Annotated in this window: 18 protein-coding genes and 3 tRNA genes; 7 read left to right on the top strand and 14 right to left on the bottom strand. The window is 45.7% G+C overall.

The annotated features are described in order from the left end of the window. Window positions 1–203: 203 nt before the first annotated feature. Entirely contained in the window at window positions 204–473 is a 270-nt protein-coding gene (locus tag ACFPXP_RS16600) for a DUF2277 domain-containing protein (RefSeq protein WP_379895464.1), read from the bottom strand. 79 nt (window positions 474–552) lie between these two features. After that, on the bottom strand, window positions 553–1,623 hold the full coding sequence (locus ACFPXP_RS16595) for a DUF1835 domain-containing protein (RefSeq protein WP_379895463.1): 1,071 nt from the start codon (window positions 1,621–1,623) through the stop codon (window positions 553–555). Between the two features lie 381 nt (window positions 1,624–2,004). On the opposite strand from ACFPXP_RS16595, the gene ACFPXP_RS16590 reads away from it, so the two are divergent. Further along, window positions 2,005–2,823: a hypothetical protein gene (locus ACFPXP_RS16590; RefSeq protein WP_379895462.1), complete on the top strand. Its 819-nt coding sequence runs from the start codon at window positions 2,005–2,007 to the stop codon at window positions 2,821–2,823. A 32-nt stretch (window positions 2,824–2,855) separates the two neighbouring features. After that, the gene (locus tag ACFPXP_RS16585) at window positions 2,856–3,422 is read left to right on the top strand and encodes a hypothetical protein (RefSeq protein WP_379895461.1); all 567 of its coding nucleotides are present in this window, start codon (window positions 2,856–2,858) and stop codon (window positions 3,420–3,422) included. A 124-nt stretch (window positions 3,423–3,546) separates the two neighbouring features. On the opposite strand, the gene ACFPXP_RS16580 is transcribed toward ACFPXP_RS16585, so the two are convergent. Further along, a tRNA-Val gene (locus tag ACFPXP_RS16580) sits at window positions 3,547–3,619 on the bottom strand. Window positions 3,620–3,869: 250 nt separating this feature from the next. Here ACFPXP_RS16580 and ACFPXP_RS16575 point away from each other — a divergent pair. From ACFPXP_RS16575 to ACFPXP_RS16555, 5 genes are all read left to right on the top strand, one after another. Further along, entirely contained in the window at window positions 3,870–4,073 is a 204-nt protein-coding gene (locus tag ACFPXP_RS16575; RefSeq protein ID WP_379895460.1) for a zinc ribbon domain-containing protein, read from the top strand. A gap of 223 nt (window positions 4,074–4,296) precedes the next feature. Next, a complete protein-coding gene (locus ACFPXP_RS16570; RefSeq protein WP_379895459.1) occupies window positions 4,297–4,851 on the top strand; it encodes a YdhK family protein in 555 nt (184 codons plus the stop codon). A gap of 229 nt (window positions 4,852–5,080) precedes the next feature. After that, window positions 5,081–6,163, top strand: a complete 1,083-nt coding sequence (locus ACFPXP_RS16565) for a VanZ family protein (RefSeq protein ID WP_379895458.1) — start codon at window positions 5,081–5,083, stop codon at window positions 6,161–6,163. 217 nt (window positions 6,164–6,380) lie between these two features. After that, on the top strand, window positions 6,381–7,136 hold the full coding sequence (locus ACFPXP_RS16560; protein ID WP_379895457.1) for a class I SAM-dependent methyltransferase: 756 nt from the start codon (window positions 6,381–6,383) through the stop codon (window positions 7,134–7,136). A gap of 381 nt (window positions 7,137–7,517) precedes the next feature. Continuing rightward, a complete protein-coding gene (locus ACFPXP_RS16555) occupies window positions 7,518–8,507 on the top strand; it encodes an S-layer homology domain-containing protein (RefSeq protein ID WP_379895456.1) in 990 nt (329 codons plus the stop codon). A 125-nt stretch (window positions 8,508–8,632) separates the two neighbouring features. Here ACFPXP_RS16555 and ACFPXP_RS16550 read toward each other — a convergent pair. From ACFPXP_RS16550 to pyrF, 11 genes are all read right to left on the bottom strand, one after another. Continuing rightward, window positions 8,633–8,709: transfer RNA gene (locus ACFPXP_RS16550), tRNA-Ile, on the bottom strand. A 15-nt stretch (window positions 8,710–8,724) separates the two neighbouring features. Then, window positions 8,725–8,801: transfer RNA gene (locus ACFPXP_RS16545), tRNA-Met, on the bottom strand. Between the two features lie 111 nt (window positions 8,802–8,912). Next, window positions 8,913–9,077 (bottom strand): hypothetical protein, encoded by a 165-nt coding sequence (locus ACFPXP_RS16540; RefSeq protein ID WP_379895455.1) that lies wholly within the window; start codon window positions 9,075–9,077, stop codon window positions 8,913–8,915. A gap of 107 nt (window positions 9,078–9,184) precedes the next feature. Continuing rightward, a complete protein-coding gene (locus ACFPXP_RS16535) occupies window positions 9,185–9,712 on the bottom strand; it encodes a phosphatidylglycerophosphatase A family protein (protein ID WP_379895454.1) in 528 nt (175 codons plus the stop codon). Window positions 9,713–9,842: 130 nt separating this feature from the next. Beyond that, window positions 9,843–11,327 carry an ABC transporter substrate-binding protein gene (locus ACFPXP_RS16530; protein ID WP_379895453.1) on the bottom strand — a complete coding sequence of 495 codons (1,485 nt, stop codon included), beginning with the start codon at window positions 11,325–11,327 and terminating at the stop codon, window positions 9,843–9,845. Then, on the bottom strand, window positions 11,314–12,207 hold the full coding sequence (locus ACFPXP_RS16525) for an ABC transporter ATP-binding protein (RefSeq protein WP_379895452.1): 894 nt from the start codon (window positions 12,205–12,207) through the stop codon (window positions 11,314–11,316). The genes ACFPXP_RS16530 and ACFPXP_RS16525 overlap by 14 nt, the downstream gene beginning before the upstream one ends. A gap of 3 nt (window positions 12,208–12,210) precedes the next feature. Further along, window positions 12,211–15,129 (bottom strand): ABC transporter permease, encoded by a 2,919-nt coding sequence (locus tag ACFPXP_RS16520; RefSeq protein ID WP_379895451.1) that lies wholly within the window; start codon window positions 15,127–15,129, stop codon window positions 12,211–12,213. Continuing rightward, window positions 15,129–16,265: an efflux RND transporter periplasmic adaptor subunit gene (locus ACFPXP_RS16515; protein WP_379895450.1), complete on the bottom strand. Its 1,137-nt coding sequence runs from the start codon at window positions 16,263–16,265 to the stop codon at window positions 15,129–15,131. The genes ACFPXP_RS16520 and ACFPXP_RS16515 overlap by 1 nt, the downstream gene beginning before the upstream one ends. Beyond that, window positions 16,219–17,016 carry an ABC transporter ATP-binding protein gene (locus ACFPXP_RS16510; protein ID WP_379895449.1) on the bottom strand — a complete coding sequence of 266 codons (798 nt, stop codon included), beginning with the start codon at window positions 17,014–17,016 and terminating at the stop codon, window positions 16,219–16,221. Before ACFPXP_RS16510 ends, ACFPXP_RS16515 begins: the two co-directional genes overlap by 47 nt. A gap of 461 nt (window positions 17,017–17,477) precedes the next feature. Then, window positions 17,478–18,119, bottom strand: coding sequence for an orotate phosphoribosyltransferase (gene pyrE, locus ACFPXP_RS16505; protein WP_379895448.1), 642 nt, complete (start codon window positions 18,117–18,119; stop codon window positions 17,478–17,480). After that, window positions 18,116–18,844: an orotidine-5'-phosphate decarboxylase gene (pyrF, locus tag ACFPXP_RS16500; protein WP_379895447.1), complete on the bottom strand. Its 729-nt coding sequence runs from the start codon at window positions 18,842–18,844 to the stop codon at window positions 18,116–18,118. The genes pyrE and pyrF overlap by 4 nt, the downstream gene beginning before the upstream one ends. Window positions 18,845–18,899 lie beyond the last annotated feature (55 nt).

Raw genomic sequence — 18,899 nt, 5'->3', positions numbered from 1 at the left:
GGAGTTCACCTCATCTCAATTGGTTGGTTTAGTCGCTTAACCTATTCGAGATTTGGGGAGGTACTCCTTTTTCTATGTCTAAAAAAGTCAGTCATATCAAGGCATGAGATTTATGAAATTGATTCAATATAGCTTTAAATACGAAAAAGGAACCTTGCATCAGCAAAGGCTCCTGTAGTTTCATCTGATTCTATTTTACTCATTTAGACCATAAATCTTTTCGCATTGCGGGCACGTGCCTTCTCCGCTTCTTCTTCTCGATTGCGGGGCTCTGCATTCGTTGTTAACGAATTCAGCAGATGGCGCACCACCTCCGAGACATCCTCCACCGCCCGATGGAATGCCTCTTCATTCACTTTCGAGGGTTTGTTCGTTCCGGTAATTTTTCTAACGAATTGAAGAGAAGCTGCTTGAATTTCTCGATCTGTCGCCGGAGGGTCGAAATTGAACAGCGGCTTAATGTTTCTGCACATATCGTTCATTCTCCTTATCATCCATATTTAATAATGCTCATACAGCGATCAAAGCCACAATTACAGGGATTGAGCCGTCTCAACGATTCGTATGCCTCTTTCTTCTAACGCTGTAATATCTCATCGCCGCAGGCACTCCTTTAATTTCAAGGACACCATCATAAATCAGCTCTCTTAACCTGTATTCAAAATAAGAGTCCCCTATGTACTGGTCACAATAGCCGATCGCTTCGCCGATCAGTCGAGCAGCTTTGATAAACCCGTTATCTTCTGCTGGAGGTCTCAGCTTGTCCAGCTTCTGCAGAAGATAATGATCGTAATAATCAACGGGAACCTCCTCCACTGCATTCTCCCGCCAAATACGCAGCACGCCTGAACGCTCCGAAATGACCTGCCATTCCCGCTTCAATTGAGCGATTGCGGCATCATTCAAACGATCCCCTTCATCAATGTGAAGAAGTGCCTGCTGCAGTTTGTCAGGAGGAATTTCACCCGAGTGTAAATATGTCATAGAGACATCCGGACGATTGTAGAGCTTTTCACAAATCGCACAACCGTCATGCACAGATGTACTGTTGCCTTTTTTGCTCCCGCTTAGTAAATGGATCGCATGCCTCATCCCCACTTGCTCGCGTGCACTACGGCTTGTCCAGATGATCATTCGGGCCTGATCAGGGATTCGTTCTATCTTGTCCAATAGATCGTTATATTCCTCTTCGACATCAGCGTAGGCTGTGAATGCTTCTGAGATATTTTCATGAAACCATTTACTGCGAGCCTTCCTCCCTTCCGATGTATCCAGTCCATTTAACGGTCCGATCGCGTAATTTTCTCTTAGCGTGATCACCTTGTGCGTTTCAGACCAGCCGAGGTTCTGGAGTGCGTGCTTCATAGAACCAGCAAAAGAATCGCCGCAGACGACATGGACATGCGTGCTTTCCGGGGCAGGATCCCACTTGCCCTTCTTTTCTTGAAATTTGATCAAATCATCGTACAGCTGGATAAGCTTGGCAACGAACTCTTCATGCAAATCAGGCTGTTCCTTTAACCATTTGATTTCTCTCAAAACAAAACCCAAATACGTTTTCAATTCTCCGCTATCTAATTGATCAATTGCTTTTTTGATGACTAGCAAATCGTTCATTTCCATAGATGTTACCCTCTCCTAAAACCATATATCGTAGAGCCTCGTCTTACCATCAATATGTCGTTCCAAATTCAGAATTTAAGCATTGACGAATAACCATTAACCCATACTTTATTGGTACGCACCATAAAATTCCATTCCCATTTATTTGAGTTTGGATATGTAATTAATAATTCAATTTCATGAATGATATAACCTTCCTTAAAACATCTTACGATATTTGAACGAAAACACTTACAAAAAAGTTCCGTTTTGCAGCATGCAGTATTTTTTGGCTAGAGCCTATTACAATTGGAATGAGTATTTATGGTAGAATTGGGTTGGTTAAAAATAACAAAAATATACAAATTCATTAATCAATTGTGAAAGGATGATGAGGGGGATTTGAAGAAACACTGGCCATGGATTTTTTCTTTACTGCTTATTGCCTCCTGGGGCGGGAACGTCTGGTATTATGAATCTCAAAAGTTAGAAAAGCCCATATACTTAGAGCATTACTATGAAATCTCTACCGATTTATTGAGCCACATGAGTATCTACTTTATTACGAACCGTGATTCTGAACGCGAGCCATATCAATTCCGTGTGAATGACGATATCGTACTGAATGTAGCACAAGTAAGAACAAGAGACGAGCGTGGGCGTTTGCAGCTGAGGGAAGCTGCTGTCATGCCTGTATCCGATCAAATCTTCCGGAACTTAGAAAACTCTCTTCGGTTTGAGCAAGCTACGGTATACTATAGCGACGGTCTGGTGGATACTGTCTCCCTAGGGGAAATTATCGTTCATCCCCGTTCACAAAGTGAGTATGATTTAGAATTCAGTTTTTCAAGCAGTTCTTCTAACGGTACTGGCCGTTGGGGGAGTACCGTTCAGGAAGATATCACGGTTGCCTCGGTGACGCATAGCTTTCCGGAACTGCTTTCCGATTCAATAGATATTCTAGTGAACGGGAAGTCCTATGTAGATACGACCGCTTTCCCCTTAACTCTCAATAAAGGGGATCCATTAGGTGGCTCTTATATATTCCAGCTGGATAACGAGGATGTCCGTCGTTTTCATGCGTATCAACTGATGATTACGATGAAAGATGAACAGGGTCATATCATCAATGTGCAGTATATCAATGAGCAGCCTCAATTATATGATGAACATCTGAGGTCCTATGTTCGCCTGCGGAAAGGAGGAGAAAGAGAGCTTTAACTACCGCATTTCATCGTTTCGGATGGGGCATCTTGTTAGTGCTTTTGGACTTGCGTATTCAATCTCTTGATGTGCTTCCCGATGTTATTGGTTACGGGTTGATGTGGAGTGCTATTCACATTTTGGGGCAATACCGAACAGCATATAACAAAGCTTGGCCATATGCAGCCATCCTTACCTTCCTTGCTGTTCCGGAGCTCATCGTACCGCCTAACCAGAGTACGTCTGCGTTTGTTCCGTCAAGTGAATCAATCCTACAACTCGCTTTTACTAGTTTGATGCTGCTTCTCATGATGCTCCTTATGCATCAATTCTTTACTGCCTTATCTCAGCATGCATCCGATTCAGGTGCCAACGATTTCGCAGCAGAAACCCATTCCCGGTTGACGTTGCTATGGGTTCTTTCGGCTGGCTCTCTTTTTCTTTTTCCTTTTATGATTAATATAGAATCCTCCTTAGTGACGTATTTTTACTTTTCGGCAAGTATATTCGGCATCATTGCCTTGCTGCTGCTTATTGGTACATGCCGACGTGCGCCATCAAAAATTCAAGATCAGGCTTCAGTTTCGGACGATCCGACTTCAGAGGGGAATTCATAAAATACGTATATTTACTTCTTTTTTCACCACGATCTGATCAAACTTCTATCAATCTCCGTTTCACAAGAAAAAGTGATGAAAACAACGAAAAACCCTTGATAATCAAGGGTTTTCGTTGTAGATATGATCTGTAGTGGGCTCGAACCACTGACCCCCACCCTGTCAAGATGGTGCTCTCCCAGCTGAGCTAACAGATCATGAATTATATTTCGTTCAGCGACAAAATTAATAATAACAAGATATGCTTTTGTTGTCAAACCCAAATTTTCACTACCAATTGCAGTCCTTTGAATGGGTCACTGTGCATATCATATTGGCCAACAATGATAAACGAATCGTGATGCTCCACGACTTTTTTCGAAACAATTTCCAACCATTCACGTACTAACAATCAAACAACTCAATAACGCATTTATGTGCAAGACAATGTCCAGAGGAGGAATCAGCATGAACGAAAAAGGGTGTATTAAATGTGGAAGCCGGGATGCAGGTACGAAAGAAGTCGCGATGACGGGAACCGGACTATCCAAAATGTTCGATATTCAAAACAACAAATTTCTCGTCGTATACTGCAACAACTGCGGCTATTCGGAATTTTATAATAAGCAGTCTTCTACCGGATCGAATATCCTCGATTTGTTTTTCGGATAGTGATCCAAGACTGTTCGCCGTATCCCTCAAAGGGTTTGACCAGCTATTCAAGCTGGAGCAAGCCTTTTTGTTATATCTCTTTTTCGTGATAAAGGTAAATAGAGGTATAATTTTCTAGCATACGGGAAACTTACCATGTAGTGAATTCGAATTTTCGATAAAGGTCCTCGCGTTTTCAATATAGAAAACTAATGAAAATCAAAGCATAGGAGTGATGGATTCCATGAAAAAACAACTTATACTGCTTTTCGCAGCTGCCCTTATCTTACTCAGCGGATGTGGAAACGGAAATAACGAGAACGATGCGAATCAGACAAGCGAACATTCAGAGGAACACTCCGAAATGAACCATTCTTCTACGGGCGAGGTGCCAGAGCAGTTAGAACCAGCGAATTCCCCCACCTTTCCCATTGGAAGTCAGGCTGTTATCCAGGCGAACCATATGGAAGGGATGAATGGAGCAACCGCTACCATTACTGGAGCATTTGATACGACGGTATATGCTGTATCTTATACACCAACAACCGGAGGAAAACGAATCACGAATCACAAATGGATCATACACGAGGAAATTCAACATGCCGGGGATCAGCCATATGAGCCAGGCACAGACGTTGTCCTGAATGCGGATCATATGGAGGGCATGCTCGGTGCCACGGCTATAATTGATTCCGCAGAACAAACAACGGTGTATATGGTCGACTATACACCGACTACAGACGGCGAACCCGTCAAAAATCATAAATGGGTAACGGAAAGAGAGCTTAACGTCCCGTAAAGGAGACATATTCCATCCATCACAATTCGCCACCGCTTCATCTGTATCTAAAGCCTTGACCAGCAAGGCTTTTTTTCATGCATTTTTCAATCTATAATCTATCGCCTTGTCCCTCCCTCCTCTTTCTGTGGACCAAACATGCTGCTCTTATCATGTTGTATTGCACTTTGAGGACAAACCACATACAATGAATAGGCACGACTTCTATCGAACGACTACAGGTGATTCCATGTCATACATCATTCCAATTCAATATGCTTTCATGCTCTTCCCAATGGCAGCGTTCCTTTTTACGCTGCCGTTCCTGCTGTACCAATATCGGAAGTATGGATATATTAACAAAATCCGTGCCGTTGTTTTGTATGCTCTTCTGTTGTATTTAATGAATGCCTACTTCCTGGTGATCCTTCCGTTGCCAGATACGCAGCAAACCTGTACGCCTGAATCAATGATCCATGATCCATATCAGTCAACGCCTTTTCATTTTATAGAAGATATCGCGAATGAGACCCAAGTGAATTTATCTAAACCGGGAACTTATATATCCCTTCTTGGAGAGAGAGCCTTTCAGCAGGTAGCATTTAACGTACTGATGCTAGTCCCTTTCGGCATGATATTGCGTTATTATTTCCAGAGAAGCTGGGTACGCACGATTTTCACGTCGCTGCTTCTTTCGCTCTTTTTTGAAATAACACAGGTTACCGGCTTATACGGCATTTATGAATGTCCTTATCGATTATTTGACGTGGACGATTTGATTGCGAACACATCCGGAGGACTGCTCGGGTATATCATTGCTCCGTTATTAACCCGCTTCCTGCCGAAGACAGAAGAGCTCGATGAAGGAATCGTATTGGACGAGCTGCCAATCGCCTTAACAAGACGACTGCTTGCTTTAGGAGTCGATTACCTTCTGCTCCTGCTTCCCATTGGATTCATTGTCATGGTCAGTGAACCAATATACGCCTTATTGCCGATACTTGCTTATTTCATCTTTGTACCGTGGATAACGAACGGATATACATTCGGTAAATGGCTGCTCCGCATCCGACTCATAGGACAAGGAGAACGTATTGAACTAGCCGAATTGGTTCACCGTTATGGGCTCCTGTATGCTGGTTGGGGCGGAATGAATATGCTGCTGCTATCAGGGGTTGTAAAAGAGTTTCCTATCATCATCACACAGCTAATCATGTTCGCCGTATTTCTGGTTGATGTGGTCTTCGTATTGCATATCATCAGCCGTCTATACCGAAAAGATAAAAGACTGCTCCATGACAAGTGGAGCCATACCCGCCAGCGCGTTCGTTAGGCGTTCACCACCACACTTTCAGGAAGCAAAAGGCAGAGTCAGAGTCGCTAAGCGATCTCGATGCTCTGCCCTTCAAAAGAATTCGTTATAGTTGTTACCTATTGATTATATATCTTTTATATATTTCAACAATATTCAAGATCCAGCTATAATGATCCTAACATCTCCATATATTGTTGCATGACTATCCCATTCATCAAAAGGAGCGTGCTGACACATGAAATGGAACACTGAAACGTACGACCAGTTTCACTCTTTCGTTTCCTCCTACGGAGCAAGCTTAATCTCATGGCTCGAACCAAAGCCGGCCGAACAGATACTGGATCTGGGATGTGGAACTGGAGATCTGACGAAGGCAATTGCGGATTCTGGCGCACGAGTCATCGGCATAGATGCTTCGCAAGAAATGATTGATGCCGCACAAAGAAAGCATCCTCAATTAAAATTCAAAGTGGCCGACGCAAAGCAATTCCAGATGGACAATCTGCAGGATGCGGTCTTCTCCAATGCAGCCCTGCATTGGATACGCCCACCAGAGCAGGTAGTGGAATGCGTAGCTGCAGCACTGAAGCCGGGAGGCCGATTTGTCGCAGAATTCGGCATGAAAGGCAACGTACAATCCATCACCGATGCCGTCATTGAGTTGTCCGATCAGAAGCTGGGAATCGACCTCGCCTCGTCCTTCCCATGGTACTTTCCACCCATAGGCGAATACATCATTCTGCTGGAAAAGTACGGTTTCCACATTCGTCTGGCGGAATCCATTCACCGCCCTACACCGCTCGCTGAAGCCGAACAAGGTCTGGCGATTTGGCTCGATCAATTCGCAGGAGGATGGCTTTCATCTTTGACCCCCGAGCAGCGTAGTCTCCTATATACAGCGATAGAGCAACAACTAGCGCCGTTATTTTTCAAGGAAGGCCGATGGGTCATTCATTATCAGAGGCTGCGTTTTATCGCCTATCGCGCTTAAGAAGTAAAGGTGGTTCCGGAGTCGCGGACAGATGCCTGATGTGACAGCTTCGCTTTACGGTCTCTCATATAAGAGACCGTAAGCGTAAGAAGCGGCACCCTCAATGAAAGCCCGAACGATCTCCTTCATCTTCAATCCCACTTTATAAGCTACCCCGATGCAGCTAAGAACCCCGCGGCATGAGACCAGTTGACAGCATAAGAAACGAGCAAACCTCCAGCATAATAAGAATTAAATAAACAAATGTCGATTGCCTGATGATCAATGGTTTTCTTCCTTTCTAATTGAGGTGCATGTACCTGCTTGCAACCTTTTATGCACGCTTTCCGTCTAAAACGGTGAAATTAACCAAATAATAGACTTGAAGGAGTGAGGCAGCTCATGAAGCACCGTTTCAAGACGGTCATCACGACCATGCTCGTGTTTCTGCTTATGATCACCGGCAGCGTATTTGCTTTCAATGACATTGACCATTCTCCCAACAAAGACAAAATTATGCAGCTCAGAGCCCTTGGAGCCGTACATGGTGTAAATGAAGAGCAATTTATGCCCGAAACGGAAATGACCGTCGCTCAAGCCGTCAGTATGCTCGTTTCCAGCTTCAAGCTGAATATCGATCATATCCAATTTGTAAAAGAGCCGATGGCATCAGATTCCTTTAACCATGTCCCTGAAGATGCTTGGTATACGGATGCGTTCATCATCGCGAAATTGAACGGATTACCGTTAGACCGGGATATCCGGCCTCAGGACAAAATCACTAGAGAGCAGTTCGCCCATTTGCTATTACACGCGCTTACCGCCAAAGGTGAATATGCATTTACAGAAATGTACTTCATGCTTGAAGATGAAAGTGAAGTCGATGAAGCTTATATGGGCAGTATCCAGATGCTGCTGAATGGCAAAATCATTACACTCGATGAAAACAACAAATTTTATCCAAAACGTGTTATCACTCGAGGGGAAGCGGCGGGAATGATTTTCGACGCATTGGAATTTGTGAAACGAATGAATGAACCCATTCCCGATGTGCCAAACGGTGACGATCCCGTATCGAGCGATCCGGTCCCTCCTGTCCTGGATGAACCCGTTCAGATCGACGACGAGCCTGAACTGAAAACCGTGATGCTGCAGGATGAAATACAACAAGTCATAGTCACCTGGGGAGCCAAACCGAATTCTGGATATGACATTCGTATTGAAAAGATCGAATTCAAAGAGCAGGGTGAGGCCCACATTTATGTAAGACGTATACAACCGCAAGAAGGACATATGTACCTGCAGGTTATCACGCATCCGGAAGATAGAGCTTACTTATCCAAGGAATGGAAACCTGTATTAAAGCTCATTGAGGATGAGCCGATCCAATAACTTCCCCTGCAGAACCTATAAAAAAGCTTGCTCAACCTCGTCGGGAAGAGCAAGCTTTTTTCATTTGATCTGTTTAAACTTCCAAGGCACTAAAAAAAACCTTGTTACTCCAAGGTTTCTAATCATGGTGGGCCTTGAGGGACTCGAACCCCCGACCAATCGGTTATGAGCCGACCGCTCTAACCAACTGAGCTAAAGGCCCTCAAAAAACATAGTTTGGTTGCGGGGGCAGGATTTGAACCTGCGGCCTTCGGGTTATGAGCCCGACGAGCTACCGAACTGCTCCACCCCGCGTCAATATGCCGCTGACGCATTTTAGGACAGCGACAAATAATAATATATACTAATCAAGGGCCTTTAGTCAAGGGGATTTTATGATTTTATTTGATTCAGTCAAACTTCTTCTCACAACATATATCGGACGCCAAATCGGCCTTTTTTGGATTTGAATACCTCTACCGTATCCGGGCATTCATACCCGTAGATCCACCAATCCTCTTCCATTCTTCGGGCCATACAGCTGGCTTGAAATCGGCTGCTGTACAATCGGTTCCAATATACCCACTTCATTTCAATCCACACTCCATTTGATCATCTAGCTTCTACTAGCATAACCAAAAGAAGTGCATTTGTTACGCCCAAAATCCTCATCCTTGATAAAATCATGATTTTCGTGATCAGCCTGCGTCCTCCTGCAGCTCCGCTTCTTCTTCATCTCTTTTCCGATGCGCAATACGTCCAGAAGCAGAAGCTGCAATACTCGCGACCAGATCGTCAAGAAAAGTATGAACTCCTTTCCCATTCTTCGTATCCAACCTTTGGATAATACCTACCTTATGTTTATCCAAATGCCCAAACGTCGTCACACCGATGCTGCCGTAGCCAAGAACGGAACCTAATGCCAACGTTTCATCACAGCCAAAGAGGCCTTCGTCAGCTTCTACAATGGACTGAAGCGGCTCTGAAAGCATCCCTTTCTCCGCTAATACGTCCAGTTCAATCCCAACTAAAATCGCATGCTGCAGTTCCCTTTTATTCAATACTTTCTGAACACTGTCGGCACAATCAGCGATCGTCAAATCCGGATCATATGGAGATTGCATTTCATATACAATTTCCGCAATATCTTGAATGGTCACGCCTCTAGCTTCCAACTTATTCATAACGGCTTCACGAACTTCTCTGCTGTGCACTCTTCTTGCCATAATCCTATAACCTCCTGTCTGAGCATTCCGATACCGATTCATATCATTATAACATGCCTCACACTCCGCGGAAAAAAAACAGGACCAATCCTTCCAATTTGTAAGGAATTGGCCCATAAGACACTGTTGCTTATTTCACGGGTAAAGTCACAGCACCATCTGACGCACTATCACTCTGTTCTTGGCTCATACGCTGTAAAACCTCGTCACCGCGGGTCTTCCACTGCTGAAGACCTTCCTTCACAGTGATTTGCTCTTGAAGTACTTGATTAAACACATCGTATGCTATGGAATAAACTTCCCAATAGTTTTGTCCGTTTTTATTCATTTCACCATATGGATCCGGACCAGGTTTCAGTGTGTAGAAAGCTGCCAAGTTAATGTTCATGCCTGCTGGCTGTTCAATATACGACTTCCGAGCCACCATATTATAGGAGCTCTTTGATTTGAGTTCGGCCCATTCTGTTCCATTAATAAATTGAATGAACTCCCAAGCATCTTCCGTATTTTGCGCATTTGCAGCAATACCCATAATCGGATCCATACTCATAAATCCACCTACATCCGGCTGAGCTGCATGTACGGGATACGTTACAACGTCCCAAGCGAATGGAGTGAAACCTTGAATTTGATCACCCAATTGCATTGCTGTTGTAATTTCATTAATTTGACCATAGCTGAGCAGCATCATCGCAGTTCTTCCAGATAAGAAAGCATGATCGAAATAACGGCTGTATCCACCATCTGGCATGTTGCTGTAATCCGGCGGCTCAGGGAATACATTTTGCTTTTTCAACTCTATCATTTGCGTCCAAACTTGTTCCCATTCCGGTGTATCGACAAGCATCGTTTTTCCTTCATCATCAAACATTCTCAGCCCTAACGGAGCTGTATAATAACGCATGTCGTCATACAAGTTCATGCTATTGGAATACGAGGAAAAAGCGAAACCGAATTTCTTCTCTGGAGCGCCTGCAAAATGTGCACTGACAAGCTGCGCTTTTTCAAATACTTGATCCCATGTCATATTATCTGTGGGATATTCAATTCCGGCTTCATCAAACATATCCTTGTTGTAAACTAAAGCGCTCGGAGAAAAAGTAGGAGCGAGTGCATACAACTCTCCGTTTCCAATTTCCCGAAGACCTTCGATCACCGTTGGAACGAAATCTTCAATATCAAACTCATCATTTTGAATATACGTTTCTAACGATTGCAGCAGATTCTCATTTACCATGTCTGCAAGGACCGTTTGATCAACAAATACGATATCCGGCGGGTTGTCGCCTTCGATCAATGCTTTCATCGCTTCGGAAGGATCCGGCTCTTCGTAAGGTTGGTCAGATGATCTTGTCATATAGATCTCATTCCAATTAACGGCGGAGACAAATTCAATTTCAATGTTCTTATGGGTAAATTCGAAAAGATCCGTATACTGGCTTCTCATGCCTTCGTTGTAACCGCCATCCCCATAGAGGGTTGCAATGCGAAGCACACGCTTCTCATCGTCAGATCCCCCGGAATTGTTATTGCTGCATGCCGCAAGGAAGGTCGCCATGACCATCATCAAAGCAAGCACGGCTGCCGTAAAAGCCTTTCGGTTAATTGTTTTCATCCTTGTTCCCCTCCAGTAGTGTCGGTGACTTAATGATAATTTTCTCCCCGTCGAATTCCATCGACGCCTTGCTGTCAATGCTGAGCGCCTGCAAATAATCCTTCGGAATTTGCAAACGTCCCACACGATCGACAACTACATACTCCTCATGGGCATCTCCAATTTTGCGATGTCCGTCCAGCGATAGAAGATCCAGATTCGGATTTCGCTTGATAAACTCGGTACTGGTCAGTCCATCGCGAATGGCGACGACCCGGTCTACCTTTCCGGCTAATGAAAGATCATGTGTAACAATCACAATCGTAACGCCTAGTTCTTGATTCATACGCCTGAAAATATCCATGATCATATCTGAAGTTTGGGTATCCACAGAACCGGTAGGTTCGTCGGCGAGCAATAGCTGTGGACGATTTGCAAGCGAAATCGCGATTGCGACCCGCTGCTGCTCCCCTCCGGAAAGCTGCTGCAGCTTGTTGTACATTCGGTCCTTAAGACCTACCCATTCTAGTAGTTGTTTGGCGTATGTACGGTCGTATTTTCCGCTGAGCATCATGGGCATCTCAACATTCTCAAGCGCAGTCAAATACGGAAGCAGATTTCGCGCATTATTCTGCCAAATGAAACCGACTGTTTTCCGTTTATATTCGACGAGCTGCTCGTCAGTGATTTTCAGTAGGTTCCATTCTCCTACACGTACCTGTCCGGCAGAAGGGCGGTCCAGACCGCCCAATATGTTCAGCAGAGTCGATTTACCGCTTCCGCTGTTGCCGATGATGGCCATCATTTCGCCCGGCTTCACGTGAATGTTCAGCCCTTGCAGCGCCACAACCTCGATTTCATCTGTTTTATAGATTTTAACGAGTCCTTCACACTCAATCATGAATTACCGCTCCTCTCCCAGCTTCACCGCTTGATGAACGCGAAGCTTACGGATGTGCATGAGCAGCAGTCCCGCTCCAATAAGCATCATGACGGCGACAACGATGTATAATTGCATAGTATCTTGGCTGTCGAATACGACGCGGAATGGCGGCACCTGTTGCTTCGCGCTTTCTGACGTCTCCAAGAAAGGTAAATATAGCAGACTGGCAATTTTCCCAATCACAATCCCCAGACAGATCGCAAGTCCAGCGGTGAAACCCTGTTCCAATAGCAGCATGCCCGTTAATTGTTTGCGGGACAGTCCCATCGCTCTAAGTACACCAAATTGAACCACCCGACTCGACAAGTTAAAGAACCAGTACAGGACGTACCCGACGAGTGAAACGATCACCGACACTAAAAATCCGAGGGACAGGATGCCGAACACGCCGCCACGTGACGGATGCTTCTCCTGCTGCGCCAGTTCAATCCGCATATCTTCTATAGAAGCAAGCTGGATTCCCTGATTGGCAAGCTCCTCCATCAAAGGCGCGGTCAGCGCACCAGCCTTCATCTTGAGCCAAACCTCATATGGAATCATTGGCACTTGATCGTAAATATAATCCAAATTCGTAATGAAGAACGGCTCTTCATCCGGATATTGTGAAGGCCAATACGGGACGATTCCGGCAACGACGAATTCAACGGATTGCTGGTTGATTGAAATGTTCATGATATTTCCGGGCTCTAGACGGTATCGCTTTGCGAACCCTTCAGGAACTAACACGGCCGCTTCGTGGAAACCAAGCAAGTTCAAGTATTCATTCTGGTGATGCGGAAGCAGGTCTCCATCACGGAACCAGGCGACATTGCCAAACGTCGTATTATCAATACCGAGTACCGTACCTTGACCTGCAGTCTTACCGGCTACCACTGCGTTTCCTGGTGTTTTCAGAACGCGTGCTGCTGACTCAACCCCTTCCAACTGCTCGAAGATCCGGAATGGAGGTTCTCGATAAGTCACCGTAGGAGGAGGCCCATTCTGTCCCGGATTGCCGCCGGGCTGACCAGAAGGCTGTCCGCCGCCTCCATTGCCGCCAGAACCACCACCGCTGCCATTTCCACCGTTTCCATTGCCGCCGCCATTATCCGGCGCTTCTGGATAAACTTCAATAAATCCTTCCCATACGGACTTAACGACGACATCTGTTCCGTATTGATATTGTATACGCTCCGTCGAATTCAGATCGATGGTGCGTGCTGAGGATGCATTATATACCCCAAGTCCGAGCGTCAAGATCAACAGCAGCATGAGCGGATAATACGCCTTAGCTGATCTCGACAGCTGCGTCAGCGTTAGGAAAAGAGGTACAGGCATGAATTTTCGGCCGATCCAGTTAAACAATTTTAACAACCACGGAAATATTCTTAAAAATACAAGTCCTAACGAAAAAATCGTTAATGCCGGAACAAAGAATAACAACGGCTGTACTTGCAGCTCATTGCTGCTAAGTCCTGAGCGCATAGATAAAAATTTGTTCTCGTTGAACATATACCATCCGTATCCAGACACTGCGACGAGTGCAATGTCGATAAACCAGCGCATCCAGAACGGATTGCGATCGGCTCTGGCCATCGATTGCTTCACGTTGACGATTGACTTTCTCGCATAGGACAAAGCTGGTATCAGGCTCGCTAACAGCGCGATGACAACGGTGAGAACTCCATACAGCACCGCATCCATATTAATGTCCACCGGAATAGACTTACGGTTCACAAAGGTCAGGAAGCCATTAGAGGAGCCGATGCTCTTGGCCATAAACCAACCGATCAATGGTCCTAAAATAAGTGCCGTTCCGCCTAGGAGCAAGCCTTCCAAAAAGTACACCATAAAAATTTGCCTCGTGCTTCCGCCCCTGCTTCGCAATACGGCAATGTCGCTGCGCTGGCGTTCCAGAGATTGCTTTGAATTCATCGCAATATAATAGAACACCATGGCGATCATCGGCGCGGCCAACGTGAACAGCAAGCTTTGAAGCTGCAAGCTTTGTGTACGAAATTCTTTCAGCATATCATCAAAGGACAAATCGACTTTCGTATTTTTCAGCAATTGATACACTTCCGAGTCGATTTCCTCCAGCGTAGACGACAAGGCTGAAAGCTGGCTCGTTTGAATTTCTCTCAAATCAATATTGTAATACCACTTGGCAACATCGAGCGGGACATTTTTCTTTTCCAGCAGTTCTTCCTGAAACACCTTCTCGTTAATAATGAAAGTATTCAGCATCGAATCCAGACCTTGGAACCAATAAGCGTCATATGGATTCTCCGGTGCTTTGGGTTCGTAAGTACCGACGATCTTGATTTTTAACGGCTGTATACCGTTGCCGCCTGAAATCGGATAAGAAAATACGTCACCAATCTGAAAATAATTGCTGTATAACGAATCTTGAAGGACGACCGCTTCAATAATATCACCGTCCACCTGATCGGAAAACATCGTACCGTTCAAAATATCTACGTGATTTTCGAAATCCGTCAGCGTCATAACAGACATTTGACGCCGTCTGCTCGTATCGGCCGTCTCGTCATTCGCCGGCTTTATATTGGATGACCTTAAAGAATAATTACGAACATAATTATGCTGTGGAAAGCCGATCGCTTCAGGAATATCCTGCTCAATATATTGATTGACGTCATTCAGAGAATCCAGATCCGGTTTCTCCGAACCGACGGCTTGGTAGCGGATCAAGATCGAACCTGCTGGCAAGCCGCTGTTATTTTCCTGAAGTTCTGACTCAACGACACGCTTCAATGACCCATTGGCATACATAGGAATGCTTGTTGAAAAAGCCACCGCAATAATTAACCCGACGAGCGTACTCAAGGTTAACCATCGCGTGTTCCACATTTTTCGAAAGACGAATCTGAACATCGCCATTATTTACCCACTACTTTCTGACCTGGCTCTAGTCCTTTCACAATTTCCACAGCGGTTGAAGTTTGTTGACCGACTTCGACATCCACTTCACGCTTCGTGCCGTCCTCTTCAACCACTTGGACGTATGTGCGCCCGCCATATGTTCTTAAAGCGGAAGGCGGAATGACAACCGCGTTTTCCTTCCGATCCACGATAACCTTCACGCTAAGCGGAGTTCCGCGAGTTGCCCCTTCAGGCATGCCCGCAAGCTCAACGACAAGATAGTCCTCGATGGACTCTACATCATTTTCGTTGCCAGGCATCGGATTTCCCCATGGATCGGTTGGCTGTTCCTCCCCGTTATCGACAGGCAATTGCTTCACCGTACCCTGCTGAGAACCAATCCCGTTAATGTCTACAACGGCTTCCATTCCAGGAGCAACCTTTTGCAGATCGTTCTGGCTCAGCTTCGCGGTAACGGTGAGCTGAGTCAAGTCTGCAATCACAGCCACTGGCTTATACGCCTGCACGGCATCGCCCCTTGAAACATTAATGGAAACGATCGTTCCGCTGAAAGGCGCTTTCAGCTTCGCTCTCTCGATCTGCTCTTCCATCTCTACGATTTCCAATCGGGCATTCTCAAAATCGATTTGAAATTGCTCGAATTCCTCTGGCGTGTATTGATCCTTTTCTCTAAGCTTCATTTTCATATCGAGCTCGTTTTTTCTAAAGTCGAGTCTGGCTCGTCTTAAATTGTCTTCAATCGTCTGCGTATCCAGCTCCATAATGACCGTACCGGCTTCCACATAATCTCCGGCCTTCACATAAATATCAAGAATGTTGCCTCCACCGGACGAACCGCTTTCCGAGCCGCTGGCAGTACCATCGGTGAAGAATAGTGTTTCTTCCCGTGCAGACATCAGCTTGCCGACTCCGCTCACGGTCGTTTCCAGCGTCTGTGTGGTAACGGCATACTCTGGTTTCTCGGACAGCTTTGGTGCCTGGATCGGCGGAAGCACTTCTTCCGCTGTCTCATCCGGAAGCAAGGAGCAGCCCGCAGAACTGATACTGAACACCAGCACGGCAGAAATGACTGCCGCTTGTTTCATTTTAGTTTTCTTGCTTGATGAATTTTCCGTCCACCATTTGGTAAACATGATCAGCTACCTCCAATATTGTAGGGTCGTGCGTCGTCATACAAATCGTCACATTTTCCGTTTGAATAATGTCTTGAAATACCGCCATCACCTGGGCGCTCATTTGGGAATCCAGCTCCGCTGTCGGCTCGTCGGCCAAAATCAATGAAGGCCGATGCGCGATGGCTTTTGCAATTGCTACCCGCTGCTGCTCTCCACCGGACATTTCATATGGGCGGTGATGCATTCTTTTCACCAGACCGACCAAATCCAAGCAGTGCGTTACTCTTTGCTTCCACTGCGATTTCGGAAATCCGGCCATCCGCAGGGACAGCTCCACATTCTCATACGCCGAAAGCAGCGGCATCAGCGCAAAGGTTTGAAAGATGAAGCCAATTTCTTTTCTGCGAATACGGGTTCTCATTTGATCGTTCCATTTGTGAATCGGTCTTCCTTTAAAATAAACCTCCCCTTCTGTCGGAAGGTCCAAACCGCCTATGATATTCATCAGGGTGGTTTTCCCTGAACCGGAACGGCCTCGAAGCATGACCAGCTGCCGCTTCTTCAATTCCATATCGATCCCTTTCAAGACGGCCAGTTGATTTCCGCCAACCTGAAAAGCTCTCTTAACGTTCATGACTTGAAGCAGCGGTTCCTGATCGTTCTCCGTTTCCTGCTCCGGCTGTTGATCGTTAGAGACTTCCACCGCTTTTACTGCAGCGGCTGTCTCTTCGTTATGTACTTTCTCTTTCTTTTTCAGCAGCCATGGCATAACGGCACAACGTCCCCCTCCATTTTTTCTTGATTTACATTATAGACGAGTCGAATTGCAAAAAAGTTACATGTACTTTAGCCATAAAAACCGATTTTTCCCAAACATATTTCCATTCGATGTAAAACAGGCATTTCCTTTTTATTTGATAAGAAACTGCGTTAAAAGACAATTTGTGACCAAAACTTGTAATTTGCCAGTTTTGTAATCTACTCACTCTTCTAATTCGAAGAAAAGGGATTGTCCTAGTCATGAGTGACTTTTAGAACAATCCCTAAGCAATAACGTTATTCCATTTAACCATAATATGTATCATAAAAAGATCATCTGTAGAACCTTGTGATCTCAGTCTGCAGACTGATTTACGATCGAATGCGAAACAAAAAAGACTCCTTCGGAGATCCAAAGGAGTCTACATCCACACGATCCGTCAATCGTGCCTTTCATGATTTTCGATTCATTTATTGTCCGAACGCGGTAGGATTGTCCTTCCAGCTTCGAAGCAGCTGAAGATCTTCCTTCGCCACCTTGCCAAGCTCAGCAGCAAGTTCAACCAAGTCTGAATAGCAGGACAAAGTGTGCAGTGGAATGCCCGCTTCCTCGAACGCTTTCACCGATTGCTCAAATTCATAAGTAAAGATCGCCGCAGTGCCAAGAACATCTCCTCCCGCATCCCTAACAGCCAGCGCCGCCTTCAGTGAACTTCCGCCCGTGGAAATCAGATCTTCAATGACGACAACCTTCTGACCCGAGTCTAATCGACCTTCGATCTGGTTTTGTTTGCCGTGACCTTTTGCTTTATCTCGAATATAGATCATGGGCAGATCAAGCTTTTGTGCGACCCAAGCCGCATGGGGAATGCCCGCAGTTGCCGTGCCTGCAACGACCTCTGCCTCTGGATATTGAGCACGGATCAAAGTAGCGAAGCCCTCAGCAATTTGTTCTCTTACTTTCGGGAAGGACATCGTCATTCGATTGTCGCAATAAATCGGAGATTTAAGTCCAGACGTCCATGTGAACGGCGATCTCGGATTTAAACTAACAGCCTCAATTTCCAGCAATTGCTTGGCGATGCTTTTAGATAACGCTTGGTCTCTATTCATTCACCATTCATCTCCTTCAATATATGTTCCAATGCTTCTCTAGGGCGTTCCGCACCCGTAATCGGCCGACCGACGACGATGAAATCCGTTCCTGCTTCCATTGCCTGCTTCGGAGTCATAACGCGGCTTTGATCGCCTGCCGCCACTCCGGAAGGGCGAATCCCCGGTGTGACCGTTATAAATTGCGGCCCGCAGTGCTGCTTTATATGCTGAACCTCCAGCGATGAAGCGACGACCCCATCTAAACCTGACTCTTTCGTCAATCCTGCATAACGAACGACCGCATCGATCATCGTTCCAGGAATCCCAATCTCTTGATTCAACACCTGTTCGCTGGTGCTGGTCAATTGGGTCACAGCAATGACCAACGGTTTGGTTTGGTTCGGGGCAAGCGCCTGCTGCAACCCTTCCAATGCGGCCTCCATCATCTGCCTGCCTCCTGCCGCATGCACATTAAACATGTCAACACCTAATCGGGTAATACTTGCGGCCCCGCCTTTGACCGTGTTGGGAATGTCGTGCATTTTCAAATCGAGAAACACCTTATACCCTTGGCTCTTAAGCTGTTCAATAAAGGCTGGCCCCGCGTTGTAGAACAATTGCATGCCTACTTTAATATAGCAAGGAATGCCGGCTAGCTCCTGCAGCAGTGCTTTGGCTTGATCTGCTTCCGGGTAATCCAGTGCAACCATCACTTTGCCTGCGGACTGCATCCATTGTGACATGTTAGGTCCCCTTTCGTCTCATCATGATTCCGAAAAAAAAGCCTGTACATACAAG

Origin of the sequence: Marinicrinis lubricantis (assembly GCF_042658665.1) — a bacterium.
Classification (GTDB): domain Bacteria; phylum Bacillota; class Bacilli; order Paenibacillales; family KCTC-33676; genus Marinicrinis; species Marinicrinis lubricantis.
Note: the sequence above shows the minus strand (reverse complement) of the source record. Positions and strands in the feature narration are given on the sequence as shown.

What these genes read in the sequence shown, in the direction of transcription:
- ACFPXP_RS16555 (WP_379895456.1), top strand. Translation starts at nt 7,518, where the DNA reads ATGAAGCACCGTTTCAAGACGGTCATCACGACCATGCTCGTGTTTCTG.
- ACFPXP_RS16565 (WP_379895458.1), top strand. Translation starts at nt 5,081, where the DNA reads ATGTCATACATCATTCCAATTCAATATGCTTTCATGCTCTTCCCAATG.
- ACFPXP_RS16530 (WP_379895453.1), bottom strand. Translation starts at nt 11,327, where the DNA reads ATGAAAACAATTAACCGAAAGGCTTTTACGGCAGCCGTGCTTGCTTTG.
- pyrF (WP_379895447.1), bottom strand. Translation starts at nt 18,844, where the DNA reads ATGTCACAATGGATGCAGTCCGCAGGCAAAGTGATGGTTGCACTGGAT.
- ACFPXP_RS16595 (WP_379895463.1), bottom strand. Translation starts at nt 1,623, where the DNA reads ATGGAAATGAACGATTTGCTAGTCATCAAAAAAGCAATTGATCAATTA.
- ACFPXP_RS16510 (WP_379895449.1), bottom strand. Translation starts at nt 17,016, where the DNA reads ATGCCATGGCTGCTGAAAAAGAAAGAGAAAGTACATAACGAAGAGACA.
- pyrE (WP_379895448.1), bottom strand. Translation starts at nt 18,119, where the DNA reads ATGAATAGAGACCAAGCGTTATCTAAAAGCATCGCCAAGCAATTGCTG.
- ACFPXP_RS16600 (WP_379895464.1), bottom strand. Translation starts at nt 473, where the DNA reads ATGTGCAGAAACATTAAGCCGCTGTTCAATTTCGACCCTCCGGCGACA.
- ACFPXP_RS16525 (WP_379895452.1), bottom strand. Translation starts at nt 12,207, where the DNA reads ATGATTGAGTGTGAAGGACTCGTTAAAATCTATAAAACAGATGAAATC.
- ACFPXP_RS16520 (WP_379895451.1), bottom strand. Translation starts at nt 15,129, where the DNA reads ATGGCGATGTTCAGATTCGTCTTTCGAAAAATGTGGAACACGCGATGG.
- ACFPXP_RS16575 (WP_379895460.1), top strand. Translation starts at nt 3,870, where the DNA reads ATGAACGAAAAAGGGTGTATTAAATGTGGAAGCCGGGATGCAGGTACG.
- ACFPXP_RS16535 (WP_379895454.1), bottom strand. Translation starts at nt 9,712, where the DNA reads ATGGCAAGAAGAGTGCACAGCAGAGAAGTTCGTGAAGCCGTTATGAAT.
- ACFPXP_RS16560 (WP_379895457.1), top strand. Translation starts at nt 6,381, where the DNA reads ATGAAATGGAACACTGAAACGTACGACCAGTTTCACTCTTTCGTTTCC.
- ACFPXP_RS16540 (WP_379895455.1), bottom strand. Translation starts at nt 9,077, where the DNA reads ATGAAGTGGGTATATTGGAACCGATTGTACAGCAGCCGATTTCAAGCC.
- ACFPXP_RS16515 (WP_379895450.1), bottom strand. Translation starts at nt 16,265, where the DNA reads ATGTTTACCAAATGGTGGACGGAAAATTCATCAAGCAAGAAAACTAAA.
- ACFPXP_RS16570 (WP_379895459.1), top strand. Translation starts at nt 4,297, where the DNA reads ATGAAAAAACAACTTATACTGCTTTTCGCAGCTGCCCTTATCTTACTC.